This window comes from Dermacoccus sp. Tok2021, assembly GCF_019895135.1.
Classification (GTDB): Bacteria; Actinomycetota; Actinomycetes; order Actinomycetales; family Dermatophilaceae; genus Dermacoccus; species Dermacoccus abyssi.
On the sequence record NZ_JAGTHU010000001.1, the window covers coordinates 38155 to 53166 of the forward strand.

At 69.0% G+C, this 15012-nt stretch carries 12 protein-coding genes and 1 riboswitch; of the genes, 7 read left to right on the plus strand and 5 right to left on the minus strand.

The annotated features are described in order from the left end of the window. Positions 1 to 64: 64 nt before the first annotated feature. Both K9D12_RS14735 and K9D12_RS00190 read right to left on the minus strand, forming a co-directional pair. A complete protein-coding gene (locus tag K9D12_RS14735) occupies positions 65 to 1078 on the minus strand; it encodes a C40 family peptidase (RefSeq protein WP_225910749.1) in 1014 nt (337 codons plus the stop codon). A gap of 3 nt (positions 1079 to 1081) precedes the next feature. Further along, a riboswitch (cyclic di-AMP (ydaO/yuaA leader) is annotated at positions 1082 to 1253 on the minus strand. Between the two features lie 216 nt (positions 1254 to 1469). After that, positions 1470 to 2171: a metal-dependent transcriptional regulator gene (locus tag K9D12_RS00190; RefSeq protein WP_129665643.1), complete on the minus strand. Its 702-nt coding sequence runs from the start codon at positions 2169 to 2171 to the stop codon at positions 1470 to 1472. A gap of 107 nt (positions 2172 to 2278) precedes the next feature. On the opposite strand from K9D12_RS00190, the gene K9D12_RS00195 reads away from it, so the two are divergent. Beyond that, the gene (locus K9D12_RS00195) at positions 2279 to 2932 is read left to right on the plus strand and encodes a DUF3105 domain-containing protein (RefSeq protein ID WP_187037484.1); all 654 of its coding nucleotides are present in this window, start codon (positions 2279 to 2281) and stop codon (positions 2930 to 2932) included. 14 nt (positions 2933 to 2946) lie between these two features. Continuing rightward, complete coding sequence (locus K9D12_RS00200; protein ID WP_187037482.1) at positions 2947 to 3705, plus strand: DUF305 domain-containing protein; 759 nt, start codon at positions 2947 to 2949, stop codon at positions 3703 to 3705. A 241-nt stretch (positions 3706 to 3946) separates the two neighbouring features. On the opposite strand, the gene pdxH is transcribed toward K9D12_RS00200, so the two are convergent. Then, on the minus strand, positions 3947 to 4624 hold the full coding sequence (pdxH, locus tag K9D12_RS00205) for a pyridoxamine 5'-phosphate oxidase (RefSeq protein ID WP_223059175.1): 678 nt from the start codon (positions 4622 to 4624) through the stop codon (positions 3947 to 3949). Here pdxH and serC point away from each other — a divergent pair. Both serC and pepN read left to right on the plus strand, forming a co-directional pair. Continuing rightward, a complete protein-coding gene (gene serC / locus K9D12_RS00210; RefSeq protein ID WP_223059176.1) occupies positions 4623 to 5798 on the plus strand; it encodes a phosphoserine transaminase in 1176 nt (391 codons plus the stop codon). The two genes, pdxH and serC, sit on opposite strands and share 2 nt — an antisense overlap. Positions 5799 to 5872: 74 nt before the next feature. Further along, on the plus strand, positions 5873 to 8455 hold the full coding sequence (gene pepN / locus K9D12_RS00215; protein ID WP_223059177.1) for an aminopeptidase N: 2583 nt from the start codon (positions 5873 to 5875) through the stop codon (positions 8453 to 8455). An 87-nt stretch (positions 8456 to 8542) separates the two neighbouring features. Here pepN and K9D12_RS00220 read toward each other — a convergent pair whose 3' ends face one another. Both K9D12_RS00220 and K9D12_RS00225 read right to left on the minus strand, forming a co-directional pair. After that, positions 8543 to 9883 carry an MFS transporter gene (locus K9D12_RS00220; RefSeq protein ID WP_223059178.1) on the minus strand — a complete coding sequence of 447 codons (1341 nt, stop codon included), beginning with the start codon at positions 9881 to 9883 and terminating at the stop codon, positions 8543 to 8545. 95 nt (positions 9884 to 9978) lie between these two features. Beyond that, on the minus strand, positions 9979 to 10863 hold the full coding sequence (locus tag K9D12_RS00225) for a hypothetical protein (RefSeq protein ID WP_223059179.1): 885 nt from the start codon (positions 10861 to 10863) through the stop codon (positions 9979 to 9981). Between the two features lie 132 nt (positions 10864 to 10995). On the opposite strand from K9D12_RS00225, the gene K9D12_RS00230 reads away from it, so the two are divergent. The 3 genes from K9D12_RS00230 (at position 10996) to K9D12_RS00240 (ending at position 14896) form a co-directional block, all read left to right on the plus strand. After that, the gene (locus K9D12_RS00230; RefSeq protein WP_193643309.1) at positions 10996 to 11691 is read left to right on the plus strand and encodes a response regulator transcription factor; all 696 of its coding nucleotides are present in this window, start codon (positions 10996 to 10998) and stop codon (positions 11689 to 11691) included. Between the two features lie 166 nt (positions 11692 to 11857). After that, a complete protein-coding gene (locus K9D12_RS00235; protein WP_223059180.1) occupies positions 11858 to 13309 on the plus strand; it encodes a cell wall metabolism sensor histidine kinase WalK in 1452 nt (483 codons plus the stop codon). Between the two features lie 42 nt (positions 13310 to 13351). Beyond that, on the plus strand, positions 13352 to 14896 hold the full coding sequence (locus tag K9D12_RS00240) for a S1C family serine protease (RefSeq protein WP_225910750.1): 1545 nt from the start codon (positions 13352 to 13354) through the stop codon (positions 14894 to 14896). Positions 14897 to 15012: the final 116 nt, after the last annotated feature.

Sequence of the window (15012 nt, forward strand, 5' to 3'; positions counted from 1 at the left end):
ACCAACGCGCGAAGGCGCCGCAAGCCCGAGGGCTTGCGGCGCCTTTGTCGTGCGACCGGTTCGGTCAGAGGCGGCCGTAGGAGGATCCGCGAACCACCGGGTAGAGACCCGACGGCATGCCCGCCTGGCGGGCTTCGTACGACATGCCGTTACCGGCGTAGATGCCGATGTGGCCCGGCGAGTAGACGAGGTCACCCGGACGCGGGTTCGAGACCGGCGTCGTCATGGCCCGGATGGCACCGGACTGGTGCGGAAGGTTGACGCCGATCTGCTTGAACACGTAGGCGACGAAACCGGAGCAGTCGAGACCCGTGGCCGGCGTGCTGCCGCCCCACGTGTAACGGATGCCCGTGTAGCGCGACGCGATGGCGACGACACCGGAGCGCGACGGCGTGGCAGCCGAGGCCTTCTGGTTCGTCATGCGCGTCGCGGCCGTGTTGACCGTGTACTGACGCGTGCGCTGCGTGGTCGCCGTAGCGGCCGGACGCGTGCGCTGCGTGGTCGCCGTAGCGGCCGGACGCGTGCGCTGCGTGGTCGCCGTAGCGGCCGGACGCTGACGCTGCGTGGTCGCCGTAGCGGCCGGACGCTGACGCTGCTGGCCGTAGGCGTTCTGCTGGTTCGGCGTGCGGTGCTGCGTGACGGTGCGGCGCACCTGCGTGCGGCTGAGCTGCTGACGCTCCTCGCGCTCCTTCGCGGCGGCGCGAGCCTCACGACGCTCCTGCGCAGCCTTGCGCTGAGCGGCGAGGGCCTGCGTGGCGCGCTCGTTGCGCTGCGTCAGGGCCTGACGGACCTGCGTGCGCGAGGCCTTCTTGACAGTGGACTTCTTGGTAGCCGCAGCCTTTTTGGCCTGCTTCACGACGAGCGACTTGGCGGGGGTGACCGTCTTGAGCTCGAGCGGCGTCGTGGCGGCCCGCACGGCCTCCTGACGCGGCGTCGTCGGAGCAGCGCCTGCGGACGAGCCCGTCGCGGCGAGGCCTGCGACGAGACCACCGGTGACAGTGACGGCCGCGGAGACGCGGGTCAGGCTACGGGGGTTCTTCGACTGGGCGTGACGACCGATGGTCTTCTGGGTGGACAATGTGCAACCTCTCGAGCGCCTACGAGGTGAGCTGTCGGGTTCGGGCCAGTTGCTCAGCCCGGTCACGCCGACCTGTGCGGTCTCGTGCGTGACTTCACCCCAAGTCCGTGGCTCATGGCCTCGGACGAAAAGTGGGTCCCCCGCCCCTGTCACTGCGATCTCGCGGATAAGACTCGTACGCCCCGACAGGGCTGGGCGCGAAGGGCGAACGAGTGTTCTCGAACCGAACCGCAACCGACCGTAACGGAAAGATCACGGGCACGTGGAGTTGGTGTTCGCCGCGTCACGGCGCGGCAAACGCGAACTCCACCCGTGGGGGCATGACGCTCCCCGCCACCGCCGAAATCCGCAAAACCGTTACAGGCCGATTATGTGACAAACATCACACGCGTCAGCCCTGACGAACCTCCACGAAAACGTGGGACGCGAGGTCGTGCGGAAGCGACACCGCGTCGTCCAGCCGGTCGAGCACCGCAGCGTGCACACGCTCACCCTCGGCGCGCACGATCAGGGCCACCTGCGGCGCGAGGCCGACGCTCGTCAGAACAGCGAGCGACTCGGCGTCCGCCTGGGCCGGCTCACCGATGCGCCGCACGATGACCTCGACGGGCTCCTGGCCGGCGACCTCGACCAGCGACTGCACGCCGTCACGGAAGCCGATCGCCTCCCCTTCCCATCCCAGCTCTGCGAGACCTGGAATGGGGTTGCCGTAGGGCGACAGGCCCTTGTCGGCGATGAGTTCGAGAATCTTGCGCTCCACGCGCTCACTCATGACGTGTTCCCAGCGGCATGCCTCGTCGTGCACGAACTCGAGTTCGAGCCCGATGACGTCGACGAGCAGGCGCTCGGCGAGGCGATGCTTGCGCATGACGCGGGTCGCCAGCGTGCGCCCCTTATCCGTCAGCTCGATCCGCCGACCGTCACCGACGTGCAGCAGGTCGTCACGCTCCATGCGCGCGACCGTCTGCGAGACGGTCGGGCCGGAGTGGCCGAGGCGCTCGGCGATACGTGCGCGCAGCGGAGGGATGCCCTCTTCCTCGAGGTCATAGATCGTGCGCAGATACATCTCGGTGGTATCGATGAGGTCACTCACGAGGACAAGAGTGCCACCTCCACGGCCTCCTGCGTAGCCGTGCGCAAAGGTTGTACGGCCATAATGAGCGCCGACCGCACAGCACGACCCCCACGAGGAGTACCCCCATGGCACGCAGCGATCGCGATACGGCGAGTGGACGCGAGCGCCTCGCCCAGATGCAGGCCGAGCAGCGCCGCTCGGAGAAGAAGAAGCGCATGGCCCTGATCGCGGGCGGAGTCGCCGCGGTCGTCGCGCTCGGTGCAGGTGTGGGTTTCCTCGCGACGCGCGACTCTGGCGACGGAGGCGACGGCGGCACCGCCAGCTCCGACATCAAGGGCATGAAGACGTGGAGCAACCTGGGCCGCGACCACGTGGAGGGCGACCCCACGTTCCCCATGACGCCGCCCGCAGGCGGTAACCACAACCAGGCCTGGGCCAACTGCGGCGTCTACGACAAGAAGATCCCGGACAAGTACGCCGTCCACAGCCTCGAACACGGCGCCGTGTGGATCACCACCGACAAGGCGAGCAGCGGTGACATCTCCAAGCTGAAGAAGCTGGCCGGCCAGGACTACATGCTCATGAGTCAGTACCCGGGTCAGGGCTCGAAGATCGTCCTGACGGCCTGGGGCCACCAGCTCAAGGTCGACAACGCTTCGGATCCGCGCATCAAGAAGTTCATCGACGCCTACCTGCAGGGCCCCCAGACGCCTGAGCCGGGCGCAGCCTGCAGCGGCGCGTACGACCCGAACACGGGCAAGCTCGCCGGCCAGATGTGACGCTCGGACCTTCCATGACGGACGAAAAGAAACCGCACGACGGTGGGGGCCCCGAGCGTCATCGAAGCCCGGAGCCCGCGTCGGACGACGAGCGTCGCGACGACCTCACCTGGGCACAGGTACGCCGCCCGGCGGCCATCACGCTGGTCGCACTCGTGGCCCTCGCGCTCGCCGCACTCGTCGGCATGTGGTCGGCGCAGCCACGTCACCCGGGAGCCGACAGCGTCGACGCCGGGTTCGCGCGCGACATGTCGGCGCACCACGCGCAGGCTGTCGACATGTCGATGACGGTGCGCTCGCGCAGCACCGCAGCCGACATCCAGACGCTGTCCTACGACATCGCGACGACGCAGGAGAACCAGCGCGGCCAGATGATGGCGTGGCTGCAGGAATGGGAGCTGCCCCTCGCGGTGTCCGGTGAGCGCATGGCGTGGATGGCGCGGACCGGCCACCAGCACGCTGGTCTTCCGAAGGGACAAATGCTCCTCGCGGACGGCCGGATGCCGGGCATGGCGTCCGGCGAGCAGTTGTCGAAGCTACGCGAGAGCCGCGGCAAGCAAGCAGAGATCCTCTACCTGCGGCTGATGATCGTCCACCACCGCGCCGGCGTGGAGATGGCAGAGGCCGCTCAGGCTGCGGCGAGCGACTCACAGACCGTCCGCCTGGCCAGAACCATGGTGGAGGGCCAGAAGAGCGAGATCAACCTCATGACGAGCATGCTCGCCAAGCGCGGCGCCAAACCGTGGAGCGATGCCGAAGCAGGTCAGAAATAGCCATCAGCACACAAGAACGAAGGGCCGGACGCCACGTGGGAGTCCGGCCCTTCGCCGTTCGGCGCGCACCCGAAGGCGCTGCGGCCGAACAGAACGAAGCACGCCACCAGGGGGAGGGAACGCGGCGCGCTTCGTCATGGTCAACGCTACAACGGGTCGACTTCGTTCCCGAAGGAACACCCACCGCGCGTGAGGTAGGTCGCATCGTCCCGGCAGGGGATTTCGCGTCAGCGAATCTCGTTCACGGCCAACGACGTTCGAGACGCCATGCCGAAGGGTCGTCGAGGTTCCCCTCGGCGGTTCGCACGAAAACAAGACGGTCGTGAAGGCGCGAGTGGCGACCCGCCCAGAACTCGATCTCGTCGCAGTCGATGCGGTAGCCGCCCCAGAAGTCGGGCAACGGAACGTCGTCGGGGCTGCCGGTGTCGGGGTAGCGCGCAGCCATCTCGGCGTTCGCCGCTTCGAGCTCGGCGCGTGAGTCGAGCGGGCGCGACTGCTTCGAGACCCACGCACCGACGCGCGAACCCCACGGGCGTGAGTCGAAGTATGTGCGCACGACGTCACGCGGCAGCTCCCGAGCCGTGCCGGTGAAGCGGATCGCGCGGAACATCATGGGCCACGTCAGCGCGCCCGCCACCTGAGGGTTGACCGCAAGATCGGATGCCTTCGCCGACTCGAGATTCGTGTAGAAACCGGGTCCGTCGGTCTCGAGGTAGCGCATGAGCACTGTGCGCACGTGGGGTGCGCCCTGAGCGTTCGCCGTCGCGATGCTGATGGCCTCAGGCTCCGGCACGTCACCCGAAGCGTCCTGGCGGCGGCGCGCGTCGCCCACCCATTGCCGCACGAGGTCGTGGGGCGCCGGGGGCACCTGCGACTCGTCGAGACCTTCACCGTCGTAGTCGATTCGCACCTCAGTCATGCCCCCATCTTGCACCCGCACACCTAGACTGCTCCGAGTGAGTGCCGAGACCTCTGCCGCGGAAACCGTCGTCATCCCCGATTCGCTCAAGCCGAGCGACGGACGTTTCGGTTCCGGCCCGAGCAAGATCCGCCCGGAAGCCCTCCAGGCCCTCGCTTCGCGCTGGGCGCCCGTCATGGGAACCAGCCATCGTCAGGCACCGGTGAAGAACCTCGTAGCCGACGTGCAGGCGGGCCTCACCGAGCTCTACTCCCTGCCCGAGGGCTACGAGGTCGTCATGGGCGTCGGAGGCTCGAACGCGTTCTGGGACGTCGCGACGTTCTCCCTCATCGAGACGCGTCAGCAGAACCTCGTCTTCGGCGAGTTCACCGCCAAGTTCGCCAGTGCTGCGGCGGCACCCTTCCTCGAGGCTCCGCACGTCATCGAGGCACCTGCGGGCAGTGTCACTTCCCCCGTCGCGACGGCCGGAATCGACACCTACGCCTGGGCGCACAACGAGACCTCGACCGGCGCGATGGCACCCGTGCAGCGCCCCGACGGCATCGCCGAGGACGCACTCGTCGTCATCGATGCGACGTCGGCGGCCGGAGGCCTGCCCGTCGATCTCACCGAGACCGACGTCTACTACTTCGCTCCCCAGAAGTCGTTCGCGAGCGACGGCGGCCTGTGGTTCGCCTTCATGTCCCCCGCTGCGCTCGAACGCGTCGCGCGCATCAAAGCGAGCGGACGTTGGATTCCTCCGTTCCTCGACCTCGACACCGCGGTGACGAACAGTCGCGCCCACCAGACGTACAACACGCCGGCCCTCGCGACGTACGCGCTCATGAAGGAGCAGCTCGACTGGCTCCTCGCAGGCGGCGGCATGGACTTCGCAGTGGGCCGTACGACCGCGTCGTCGCAGGCGCTCTACACCTGGGCCGACGCACACGAACTGGCCTCCCCGTTCGTCAGCGAAGCCCAGCACCGCTCACTCGTTATCGGCACGATCGATTTCGCCGACACGGTGGACGCCGCCAAGCTGGCCGCGACGCTGCGCGCGAACGGCATCGTCGACGTCGAGCCCTACCGCAAGTTGGGCCGCAACCAGCTGCGCATCGGCATGTACCCGGCCGTCGACCCCTCGGACGTCGAGGCCCTGACGCGTTGCATCGACCACGTCATCGAACGTCTCTGACGTCACTGCTCAAGCGGGCGGGCCGAGCCCGCGCCGCTAGCATTTCCCAGGCTGCATTCCCAGGAAGGACGCTCATGCCCTCGGCCGCGAACCTCACTCGCGCCGTCGCCGAACACCGTTCCGCGACCGTCGAACTCGCCGACCACGCCATTCACCTCGATCTGACGGGGGCGCCGGATTCGACGCAGTCGACCTTCACGTCGACCTCGACGATCACGCTCGTCTCGAGCGAGTCGAGTGTCGAGATCGACCTCGTCGCGGTAGGGGAACCGCAGGTCGAACTCGACGGTGAGCGCGCCCGAGCGACGTACGCGGACTCGCGCGTGCGCGTCGAAGGGCTCACGCCGGGGCGCGAACACACCGTTACGATCACCGCGCAGTGCGTGTACGGCCACACGGGTGAGGGCCTGCACCGCTACCACGACCCCGAGGACGGCGAGACCTACCTCTACACGCACTTCGAGCCGACTGACGCCCGCCGGGTCTTCGCGTGCTTCGACCAGCCCGACCTCAAGGCTCCGTTCCGCATCAGCGTGAGCGCACCGACAGGGTGGCTCGTGCGTTCCAACGCCGAAGCCGAGCACAGCGCGAGCGAGGGCGCCGTCACGACGACCGACTTCTCCCCGACTTTGCCGATCTCGACGTACATCGTGTGCGTCATCGCCGGCCCGTACCACCTCGTCGAGGACGAGTGGGTGAGTGACGACGGCCGCCGCGTGCCGCTGTCGCTCATGTGCCGCCCCGCGATGGCGTCACGTCTGCCGAGCGCCGACCTGCTGCGCTGGACGAAGGCCGGGTTGCCCTGGTGCGAGGAGCGGTTCGGCCGTGAGTACCCCTGGGGCAAGTACGAGCAGATCTTCGTGCCCGAGTACAACATCGGCGCCATGGAGAACCCCGGCCTCGTGACGTTCAACGAGCGCTACCTCAAGCGCGGCGACGCCACCCGCAGCGAGCGCGAGGCCCTCGCCAACACGCTTCTGCACGAGATGGCGCACATGTGGTTCGGCGACCTCGTCACGATGCCGTGGTGGGACGACCTGTGGCTCAAGGAGTCCTTCGCCGACTTCATCGGCACCCAGGCGAGCGAAGAGGTCACCGAGTTCGCCGACGCCTGGGTGACCTTCGGGCTCGGCCGCAAGATGTGGGCCTACTCCGCCGACCAACTGCCGACGACGCACCCGATCGTCGCGGACATCCCCGACGTCGAGGCCGCGCGGGCCAACTTCGACGGCATCACCTACGCCAAGGGCGCCTCCGTGCTGCGACAGCTCGTTGCCTACGTCGGCGAGGACGCCTTCTACGCAGGAGTCTCGGCGTACTTCGCGGACCACGCGTTCGTCAACGCCTCGCTCACCGACTTCCTCACCGCCCTGTCGACCGCGAGCGGACGTGACATGAGCGCGTGGGCCGAGGCGTGGTTGCGCACGGCCGGCCCGGACACCCTCTCGGTGAACGGTGGCGAGCTCGTGCGCGAAAGCCTCGACTGGAGCGCCGACGAACCGCCCGCCGCCCCGGCTGCACGCCCGCACCGCCTCCAGGTGACGTCGTTCTCCGTCACGGACGACGGCTGGACGCCCCTGGATTCGGAGTGGATCGACGTCACCGACGCACGCACTCCCCTGCCCAACACGGGCGCCGTCACGCTCGTCGACGACCACGACTGGACGTATGCGCGCATCGTGCCCGACGCCGCCACGTTCGACGCGTTGACGGGTCATCTCGCGGCGCTCGAGCCGACGAACTCGCGTGCCGTCGCGTGGGGTCAGCTGTGGCACGCGTGCCGCGACGCGCACCTTCCGACGCAGACGTTCTGCCGGACGGTGCTCGGGCACATCCCGGCAGAGCGCTCCCCCGCCGTCGTCGACGGCGTGTGCCTCAAGTACGTCACGGCCGTCACGGCGTATCTCCCCACCTCGATGCGCGCTGAGTGGGGGGACGCGCTGTGGCGTGTCGCGCGGGATGCCTACACCTCGGCCCTCGACGGTGACCTGTACGACGCCTTCGCACAACCGACCGCACGCCTCGATCTCGCGCTGGCGTGGCGACGCGTCCTCACGTGGGCTGCCGGCATCGCTCCCGCGGCGCAGCACGAAGTGAGGGCAATGCTCGACGGCCCCGACGGTCTCTTCCACCCCGACGCCGACGAGCGCTGGGCCTTGCTCGTCTCGCGCGCGGCGCAGGCCGGCGAGCACGAGGTCGACGAGGTGCGGGCCGAATTGGATCGCGAACTCGAGCGCGATACGACGAAACGCGGCATTGCACAGGCCATTGCCGTGCGCGCCGCGCTAGCGACACCACAGGCGAAGCTCACCGCGTGGGAGCGCACCGATGACGAGTCACTGACGAACGAGGAGGTGGCTGCCCTCGTCGCCGGCCTCACGTACCCTGCGTCGGTGCTCTGCGCTCAGGGCGTCGTCCTGCAGGCGCGTTACCTCGATTCGCTGGAGCGGTGGTGGAACGGACGCAGCCAGGTCATCGCCTCGAAACTCGCCCGTGGGCTGTTCGGTGTCGTCACCGATGCCGAGGCCGCTCAGGCCTGGCTCGACGGGCACGTCGAGGCGCCGGGAGCGTTGCGCCGCATCGTCGTCGAGGAGGTCGACCAGCTACGCCGCGCCGAGCGTGCCCGCGAGAACGCGAGCGCCGCAGCCTCCGTCTGAGTCAGAGGCTCGCGAGCTGGGCGAGGATCGGCACGAGCACGAAAGCCGCGAGCGCGACGAGAACGATGAGGCGACGGGTCTTCGGGGTCATGCCGCCGATTCTCTCACTGCGGGTTCGCGCACCGCGGCGTCGCCGCTCTGGCCGGCAGAGACGCTCGCCACAGCGCTGACGCGCTCGTCGTCGGTGCGGTCGAGGTCGCGCTCACTGCGGTGCAGACGCGGACGCATTGCCATGACGTCACGCGAGTCGTAGTGGCGGGCGTGCATGAGCGCCACCCCCGCGACCAGGGTTGCAAGGCCGACGGCGATGCTGCCGACGAGGATGGTCCAGCGGGCGCCGAACGTGTTGCCGATCCAGCCGATGAGCGGAGCGCCAACTGGCGTGCCGCCCATGAGGATCGCCATGTAGAGCGCCATGACGCGACCTCTCAGCGCCGGTGCGACGCTCAGCTGAACGGTGGCGTTCGCCGTCGTCAGCGCCGTGAGCGACGCGAGGCCGACGGGCACGAGGAAGATGCCGAAGAGCCAGACGTTCGGAGCGATCGCGGCGAGCGCCGAGAACACCGTGAACGACACGAGCGCGAGCATGAGAAGGCGCAGCGACGGCGCCTTGCGGCGTGCGGCGAGCAGAGCGGCTGCGAGCGAGCCGACAGCCATGACCGACGAGATGACGCCGTAGGCGCGGGCGTCGGCGTGGAAGACCGTCGTCGCCATGAGGGCCGTCGTGATCTGGAAGTTCATACCGAACGTGCCGAGCACGAAGACGAGCCCCATGATGAGCTGCAGGTCGCGCCGTCCCTGGACATAGACGAGCCCCTCGCGCACTCCACCGCGGCCCTTGCGCCGGGGCGCCGGACGTAGTTCGCGGGGGTTCATCGCGGCGAGTGCCACGAGAACGGCGACGAACGACAGCGTGTTGACGACCATCGACCACCCCGCGCCGATGCTGGCGATGAGCAGGCCGGCGACGCCGGGGCCGATGAGGCGCGCCGCGTTGAACGAGGCCGAGTTGAGACCGACGGCGTTCGTCAGGCGGCTCTCGGGAACCATCTCGGAGACGAAGGCCTGACGCGTCGGGTTGTCGAGCGCGGTCGCGATGCCCTGGGCGAAGGCGATGGCCATGACGGCGCCGAGGCTCGCGGTGTCGGTGAGCAGCAGGACGGCGAGCAGCGCCGAGGTGAGCGCGAGCGCGCTCTGGCTGAGCATGAGGAGGCGACGCTTCGGGTAGGCGTCGGCGAACGCTCCGGCGAGCGGGGCGAGGAGCACGACGGGCGCGAACTGCAGCGCAGTGACGAGGCCGAGGGCAGCGGCGTCGTGGTCGGTCAGCTCGGTGAGAACGACCCAGTCCTGGGCGACGCGTCCGACCCAGGTGCCGACGTTCGACACGAGTGCGCCGGCGGCGTACAGACGGTAGTTACGGATGGACAACGAGGCGAATGTGGGGCTCGTGGTACCTCCTCGGCTCGCGGGACGGGCGGGTGATCACGTCCGTCAACGCCGGAATGCCGCGGAATATTCCGTACCTATGCTTTGGTGACGCGCGTCTCGCCCTCGGGGTCGAAACCGTCGTCCCCGTCTTCTGCCCCGTCGTCGGCCCCGTCATCGTGAGGCCCGTCGACGAGGGTGATGTCGTCGTCGAGATCGTCGTCGCCCAACTGGTCGTAGGGCGGGTCGGTGTCGACCGGCTCATCGGCCGCCCGAGCATCGAGCGACTCAGTGGTCGGCGACCCTGCGTCGGACGGTTCATCGCGACCCGGCGTCGTCGGCAGCGCAGCCCCGCGCCTTCTCTCTGGGCTCACGTCTCCCCCGCGCAGCCCGAACGCGACCAGAACGAGCGCCGCGAGCTCCCGGGTGACGGTGCGATCGCCCTCCTGCCACGCGGCAGCGGGGTCCGGATCGAGCGATGCGAGGACGCTGGGACGCAGCGTCGTCAGGCCTTCGAGCGCGAGGAGACGTTCACCGCCCGGCATCGCGCGCAGGTGCGCGACGCGCCCGGCCCGCAGGGCGTAGCGAAGGCGGGTGAAGCACCACGGAATGAGTGCGAACAGGATGGGCACGAGCGCCGTCAGGATTCCGAGCGTCAACGAGAGCCTGCCGAGACCGTCGGCGAGGTCGTGGCCCGACGCGGAGAGGTTGCGCCCCGTCGTCGCCGCGTTGTCGAAGGGGGTGCGCACCTCCTGGCCGACGAACGGGATCTTCGCGACGGCGCTCGCAGCGTCCGTCATGTTCTGAGCGAGCGAACCGCTGCCGGTTTCCAGCTTCGTCGCGCCGTCCTCGGCCACGAGCACGCGGCGGTGCACGACGACGCCCGCCCACACGGCGAGCAGACACCACAGCGCGAGCAGCGCGTCCGCAACGAGCTGACGCGTCCGCCGAGCCGAATCGTCGGCGTAGAACCGCAGGCTCATGACACCTCCCCCTTCGTTCGTCCTGTCCCCCATCCTAGGAACGCCTTGCACCGCAGGACGCCGCGTCCAGCACGCAAACCCATCCAGCAGACATCCAGAAAACTTCCAGACTCGACGATCAGAATGGTCGGTATGAGCACACCCGAGGCACGCATCCTCATCGTCGAGGACGACACCAACATCCGCGACCTTCTCGCCACGAGCATGAAGTTCGCCGGTTTCGACGTCGCGGTTGCCGGCAGCGGCAGCGAAGGCCTCGGCCTCGCTGCCACGCAGGATTTCGACCTCGCCGTGCTCGACGTCATGCTGCCCGACATGGACGGCTTCGCCGTGACGAAGCAGCTGCGTGACGGCGGCCGTGAGCTGCCGATCGTGTTCCTCACCGCCCGAGACTCGGTCGACGACACGGTCAAGGGCCTCACCGTCGGCGGTGACGACTACATCACCAAGCCGTTCAGCCTCGAGGAGGTCGTCGCCCGCATCCGCGCCGTGCTGCGTCGCACGAAGGCCGACGACGCCGATGGCCCCACGGTGCGCGTCGCCGACCTCGAACTCGACGACGACAGCCACGAGGTGCGCCGCGCCGGACGCGTCATCGACGTCTCCCCCACCGAGTTCAAGCTGTTGCGCTACCTCATGCTCAACGCGGGCCGCGTCGTGAGCAAGAGCCAGATCCTCGACCACGTGTGGGACTACGACTTCCGCGGCGAGGCGGGCATCGTCGAGTCGTACATCTCCTACCTGCGCCGCAAGATCGACGCCGACTTCTCCGAGCCGCTCATCCACACCAAGCGCGGCGTCGGGTACGTGCTGCGCGAACCGCGCTGAACGAGGCCACGCTCTGCCCTCCCAGTCGCCGCGTCCGACGCCGTCGACGCTCTCAACTCCCGGCCGCACGGCCCGCGAGCAGTACGCCAGGTTGCGGGGCGGCATTCACCGCTGGCCTCTTCGTGCACGCATCATCGCGGTACTCGCAAGCCTGCTCGGTGCTGCGATGTTCGTCGTCGGCACGGCCGGCTCCTGGCAGCTCGAGACCTACCTCGTGCAGCGAGAGGACGCCGACCTCCAGGCCGCCGCGCCGACCCTCGTCTCCTCGACGATCCAGCAGGAATCCGAAGAGCCGTACATGACGCGCGCGGTGCCGCTCAACGTCTACGCGGCACGCATCGTCGATTCCCAGCGCACCCACGACTACGTTCCGGCCACCGGCCCGCGCCCCGATTTCCCCGTCGTCTCGGCCCGAACGGCCCGCACGTCGGAAGGCACGCCGCAAACGATCGGCTCCCAGGGCTCGTCGACGACGAAGTGGCGAATGGTGCAAGGCATCGACGAGGCCTCGGGCCGCCCCTATGCGGTCGCCGTCAGCCTGTCGAACGTGCGCACGGTCGTACGCCGCATGCAGATCATGACAATCGCCGTCAGCTCCCTCGCACTGCTCATCGCGACGGGCGCGGGCCTGTGGGCCGTGCGCCGCGCGTTGCGCCCGTTGCGCGACATCGAGGACACAGCCGCGGCCATCGCAGCCGGTGACCTCACGCGCCGCGTGCCCGACCCGGAAACGACCGACGAGGTAGAGAGCCTCGCGCACTCCCTCAACGTCATGCTGAGCCAGATCGAGCGCTCGATGGCCGTCAAGGATCGCAGTGAGGAGAGCATGCGACGCTTCGTCGCAGATGCCTCCCACGAGCTGCGCACTCCCCTCGCGACCGTCCGCGGTTATGCGGAGTTGTACCGCGTCGGCGCCGTCACCGACCCGGCCGACGTGTCCGCCGGATTCGGGCGCATCGAGAACGAAGCCAAGCGGATGAGCGCCATGGTCGACGACCTGCTCCTGCTCTCGCGCCTCGAGACCGAACAGCGCGCCGCGACGGTCGGTTCCGACTCGGCCGCGACCGCACGCCCCGTCTCCGACGTGGATCTCACCGTCATCGCTGCGGACGCCGTCGCCGACGCAGAGGCCCGCGTCACCTCACAGCGCTTCCGAGTGCGCGGCATCGACGGACCGCTCGGGCCCGTCACGGTGCGCGGAGACGAGCAGCGCCTGCGGCAGGTCGTGACGAACCTCGTGACGAACGCCGAGCGCTACACGCCCGAGGGCACCGAGGTCGACGTCCGCGTCGGGCACCTGCCCGGCCCGGACGGACGGCGCGATGCGGTGCTCCAAGTGGTCGACCACGGCCCCGGCATCCCCGAGTCGATGCGCGAGCGCGTCTTCGACCGCTTCTACCGCGCCGACCCGGCCCGCAGCCGCACCCAGGGCAGCACCGGCCTCGGCCTGTCCATCGTGGCCGCCATCGCAGCGGCCCACCACGGCACCGCGTCGGTCGACGAAACTCCTGGCGGCGGAGCCACGTTCACTCTCCGTCTGCCCTCCGGCCGCACAGCGGATCCACAGACAGACCAGGCCCGGTCAACCGATGCGCACCCACCGCCCACGACCCACTAACCTCGGTTCGAAGAAGGACCACGCGACAGCAGGAGTCTCGACATGCCCGACCACCCGAACGCCACACCAGACCGCCCGGACGGCGGGATGCGGCGCCCGCTGCCCGGTCAGCATCAGGCTCCTGCCACCGGCGCTTCCGACTCGGGCCGTCCCGGCCAGGGTGACACCTCCACTCCCTCGGAAGGCTCGCGCCCCGTCGACGCCACGCAGGAGATCCGTCCCGAACCGGCACGTCCGTACGGCCCCGGTGACCACCCGAACACCCAGGGCACGGACGGACACCCCGTGCCGCAGCCACGCCAGCAGCCGGCGCAGGCTCCGAACCCCCAACAGCAAGCGCCCTGGGGCGCTCCGGCGGGCGGGTACGCCGCGATGAACGCCCACCCCGGCGGTCCGGCGGCACAGGGCCCCGCGGCCTCGGCGTTCTCGACGACCGACCAGGAGAAGGCGAAGAGCCGCAAGGGCCTGTTCGCTGCGGTCGGCGCCACCGCCGTCCTCGCAGCGGCGCTCGCCTCCGCAGGCACCTACGGCGTCGTGAAGGCAGGCGACGACGGCACCGGCTACACGAGCGGTAACTCCACCGTCATCAAGGCCGACCCGAAGGACTTCGCCGACGCGGGCACCGTCAACTGGTCGGCGACGGCGGCCAAGGTGAACCCGAGCGTCGTCTCGATCTCGGTCCGTTCCGGCGACAACGGCGGGCAGGGCTCGGGCGTCATCCTCGACAAGCAGGGCAACATCGTCACGAACAACCACGTCGTCGCGGGCGGCGACCGCGGGGACGACGCCGAGGTGCAGGTGACGCTGCACAACAACCGCACCTACAAGGCCGACATCGTGGGCACCGACCCGTCCACCGACCTCGCCGTCATCCGTATCAAGGACGTGCCGTCGCTCACCCCGGTGGAGATCGGCGACGACAAGAAGCTCGTCGTCGGCCAGCCCGTCATGGCCGTCGGTAACCCCCTCGGCCTCGCGGGCACCGTGACGACGGGCATCGTCTCCGCGATGAACCGTCCTGTGACGACGAGCGGCGGAAACTCCGGGGGGTCGTCGACGTCGAACGACACCGTCGTGACGAACGCGATCCAGACCTCGGCCGCCATCAACCCGGGCAACTCCGGTGGTGCGCTCGTCGACGGCAGCGGCCGTCTCATCGGCATCAACTCCTCGATCGCGTCGCTGAGTTCCGGCGGCGGCTCCGGCCAGAGCGGCAACATCGGCATCGGCTTCGCCATCCCGATGAGCGTCGTGAAGAACATCTCCGACCAGCTCATCGACAAGGGCGAGGCCGAGCACGCACTGCTCGGCATCTCCACTCAGCCCACAGAGGTGAGCAACGGAAAGGCCACGCTCACCGCGGCGAAGGTCTCGTCCGTGAGCAAGGGCAGCGGCGCCGAGAAGGCCGGCCTGCGTGAGAACGACGCCATCATCGAGCTCGACGGTCAGCCCATCACGTCGGCGAACGCGCTCGTCGCGCAGGTGCGCTCACGCACGGTGGGCAGCACGGTGAAACTGACGATCATCCGCGACGGCAAGCAGCAGAACGTCCAGGTCACGCTCGGAGCCCAGCCCGCCAAGAAGTGACCCGAGGACGCGTCAGTTCGCAGCGCCCATCCCGGCAACATCGGGGTGGGCCGTGCGCGTCGACAGCGGCACCGAGCAGTGCGGCCGAGCCCGCTATTGTTGGCTCTCCCCCGCCG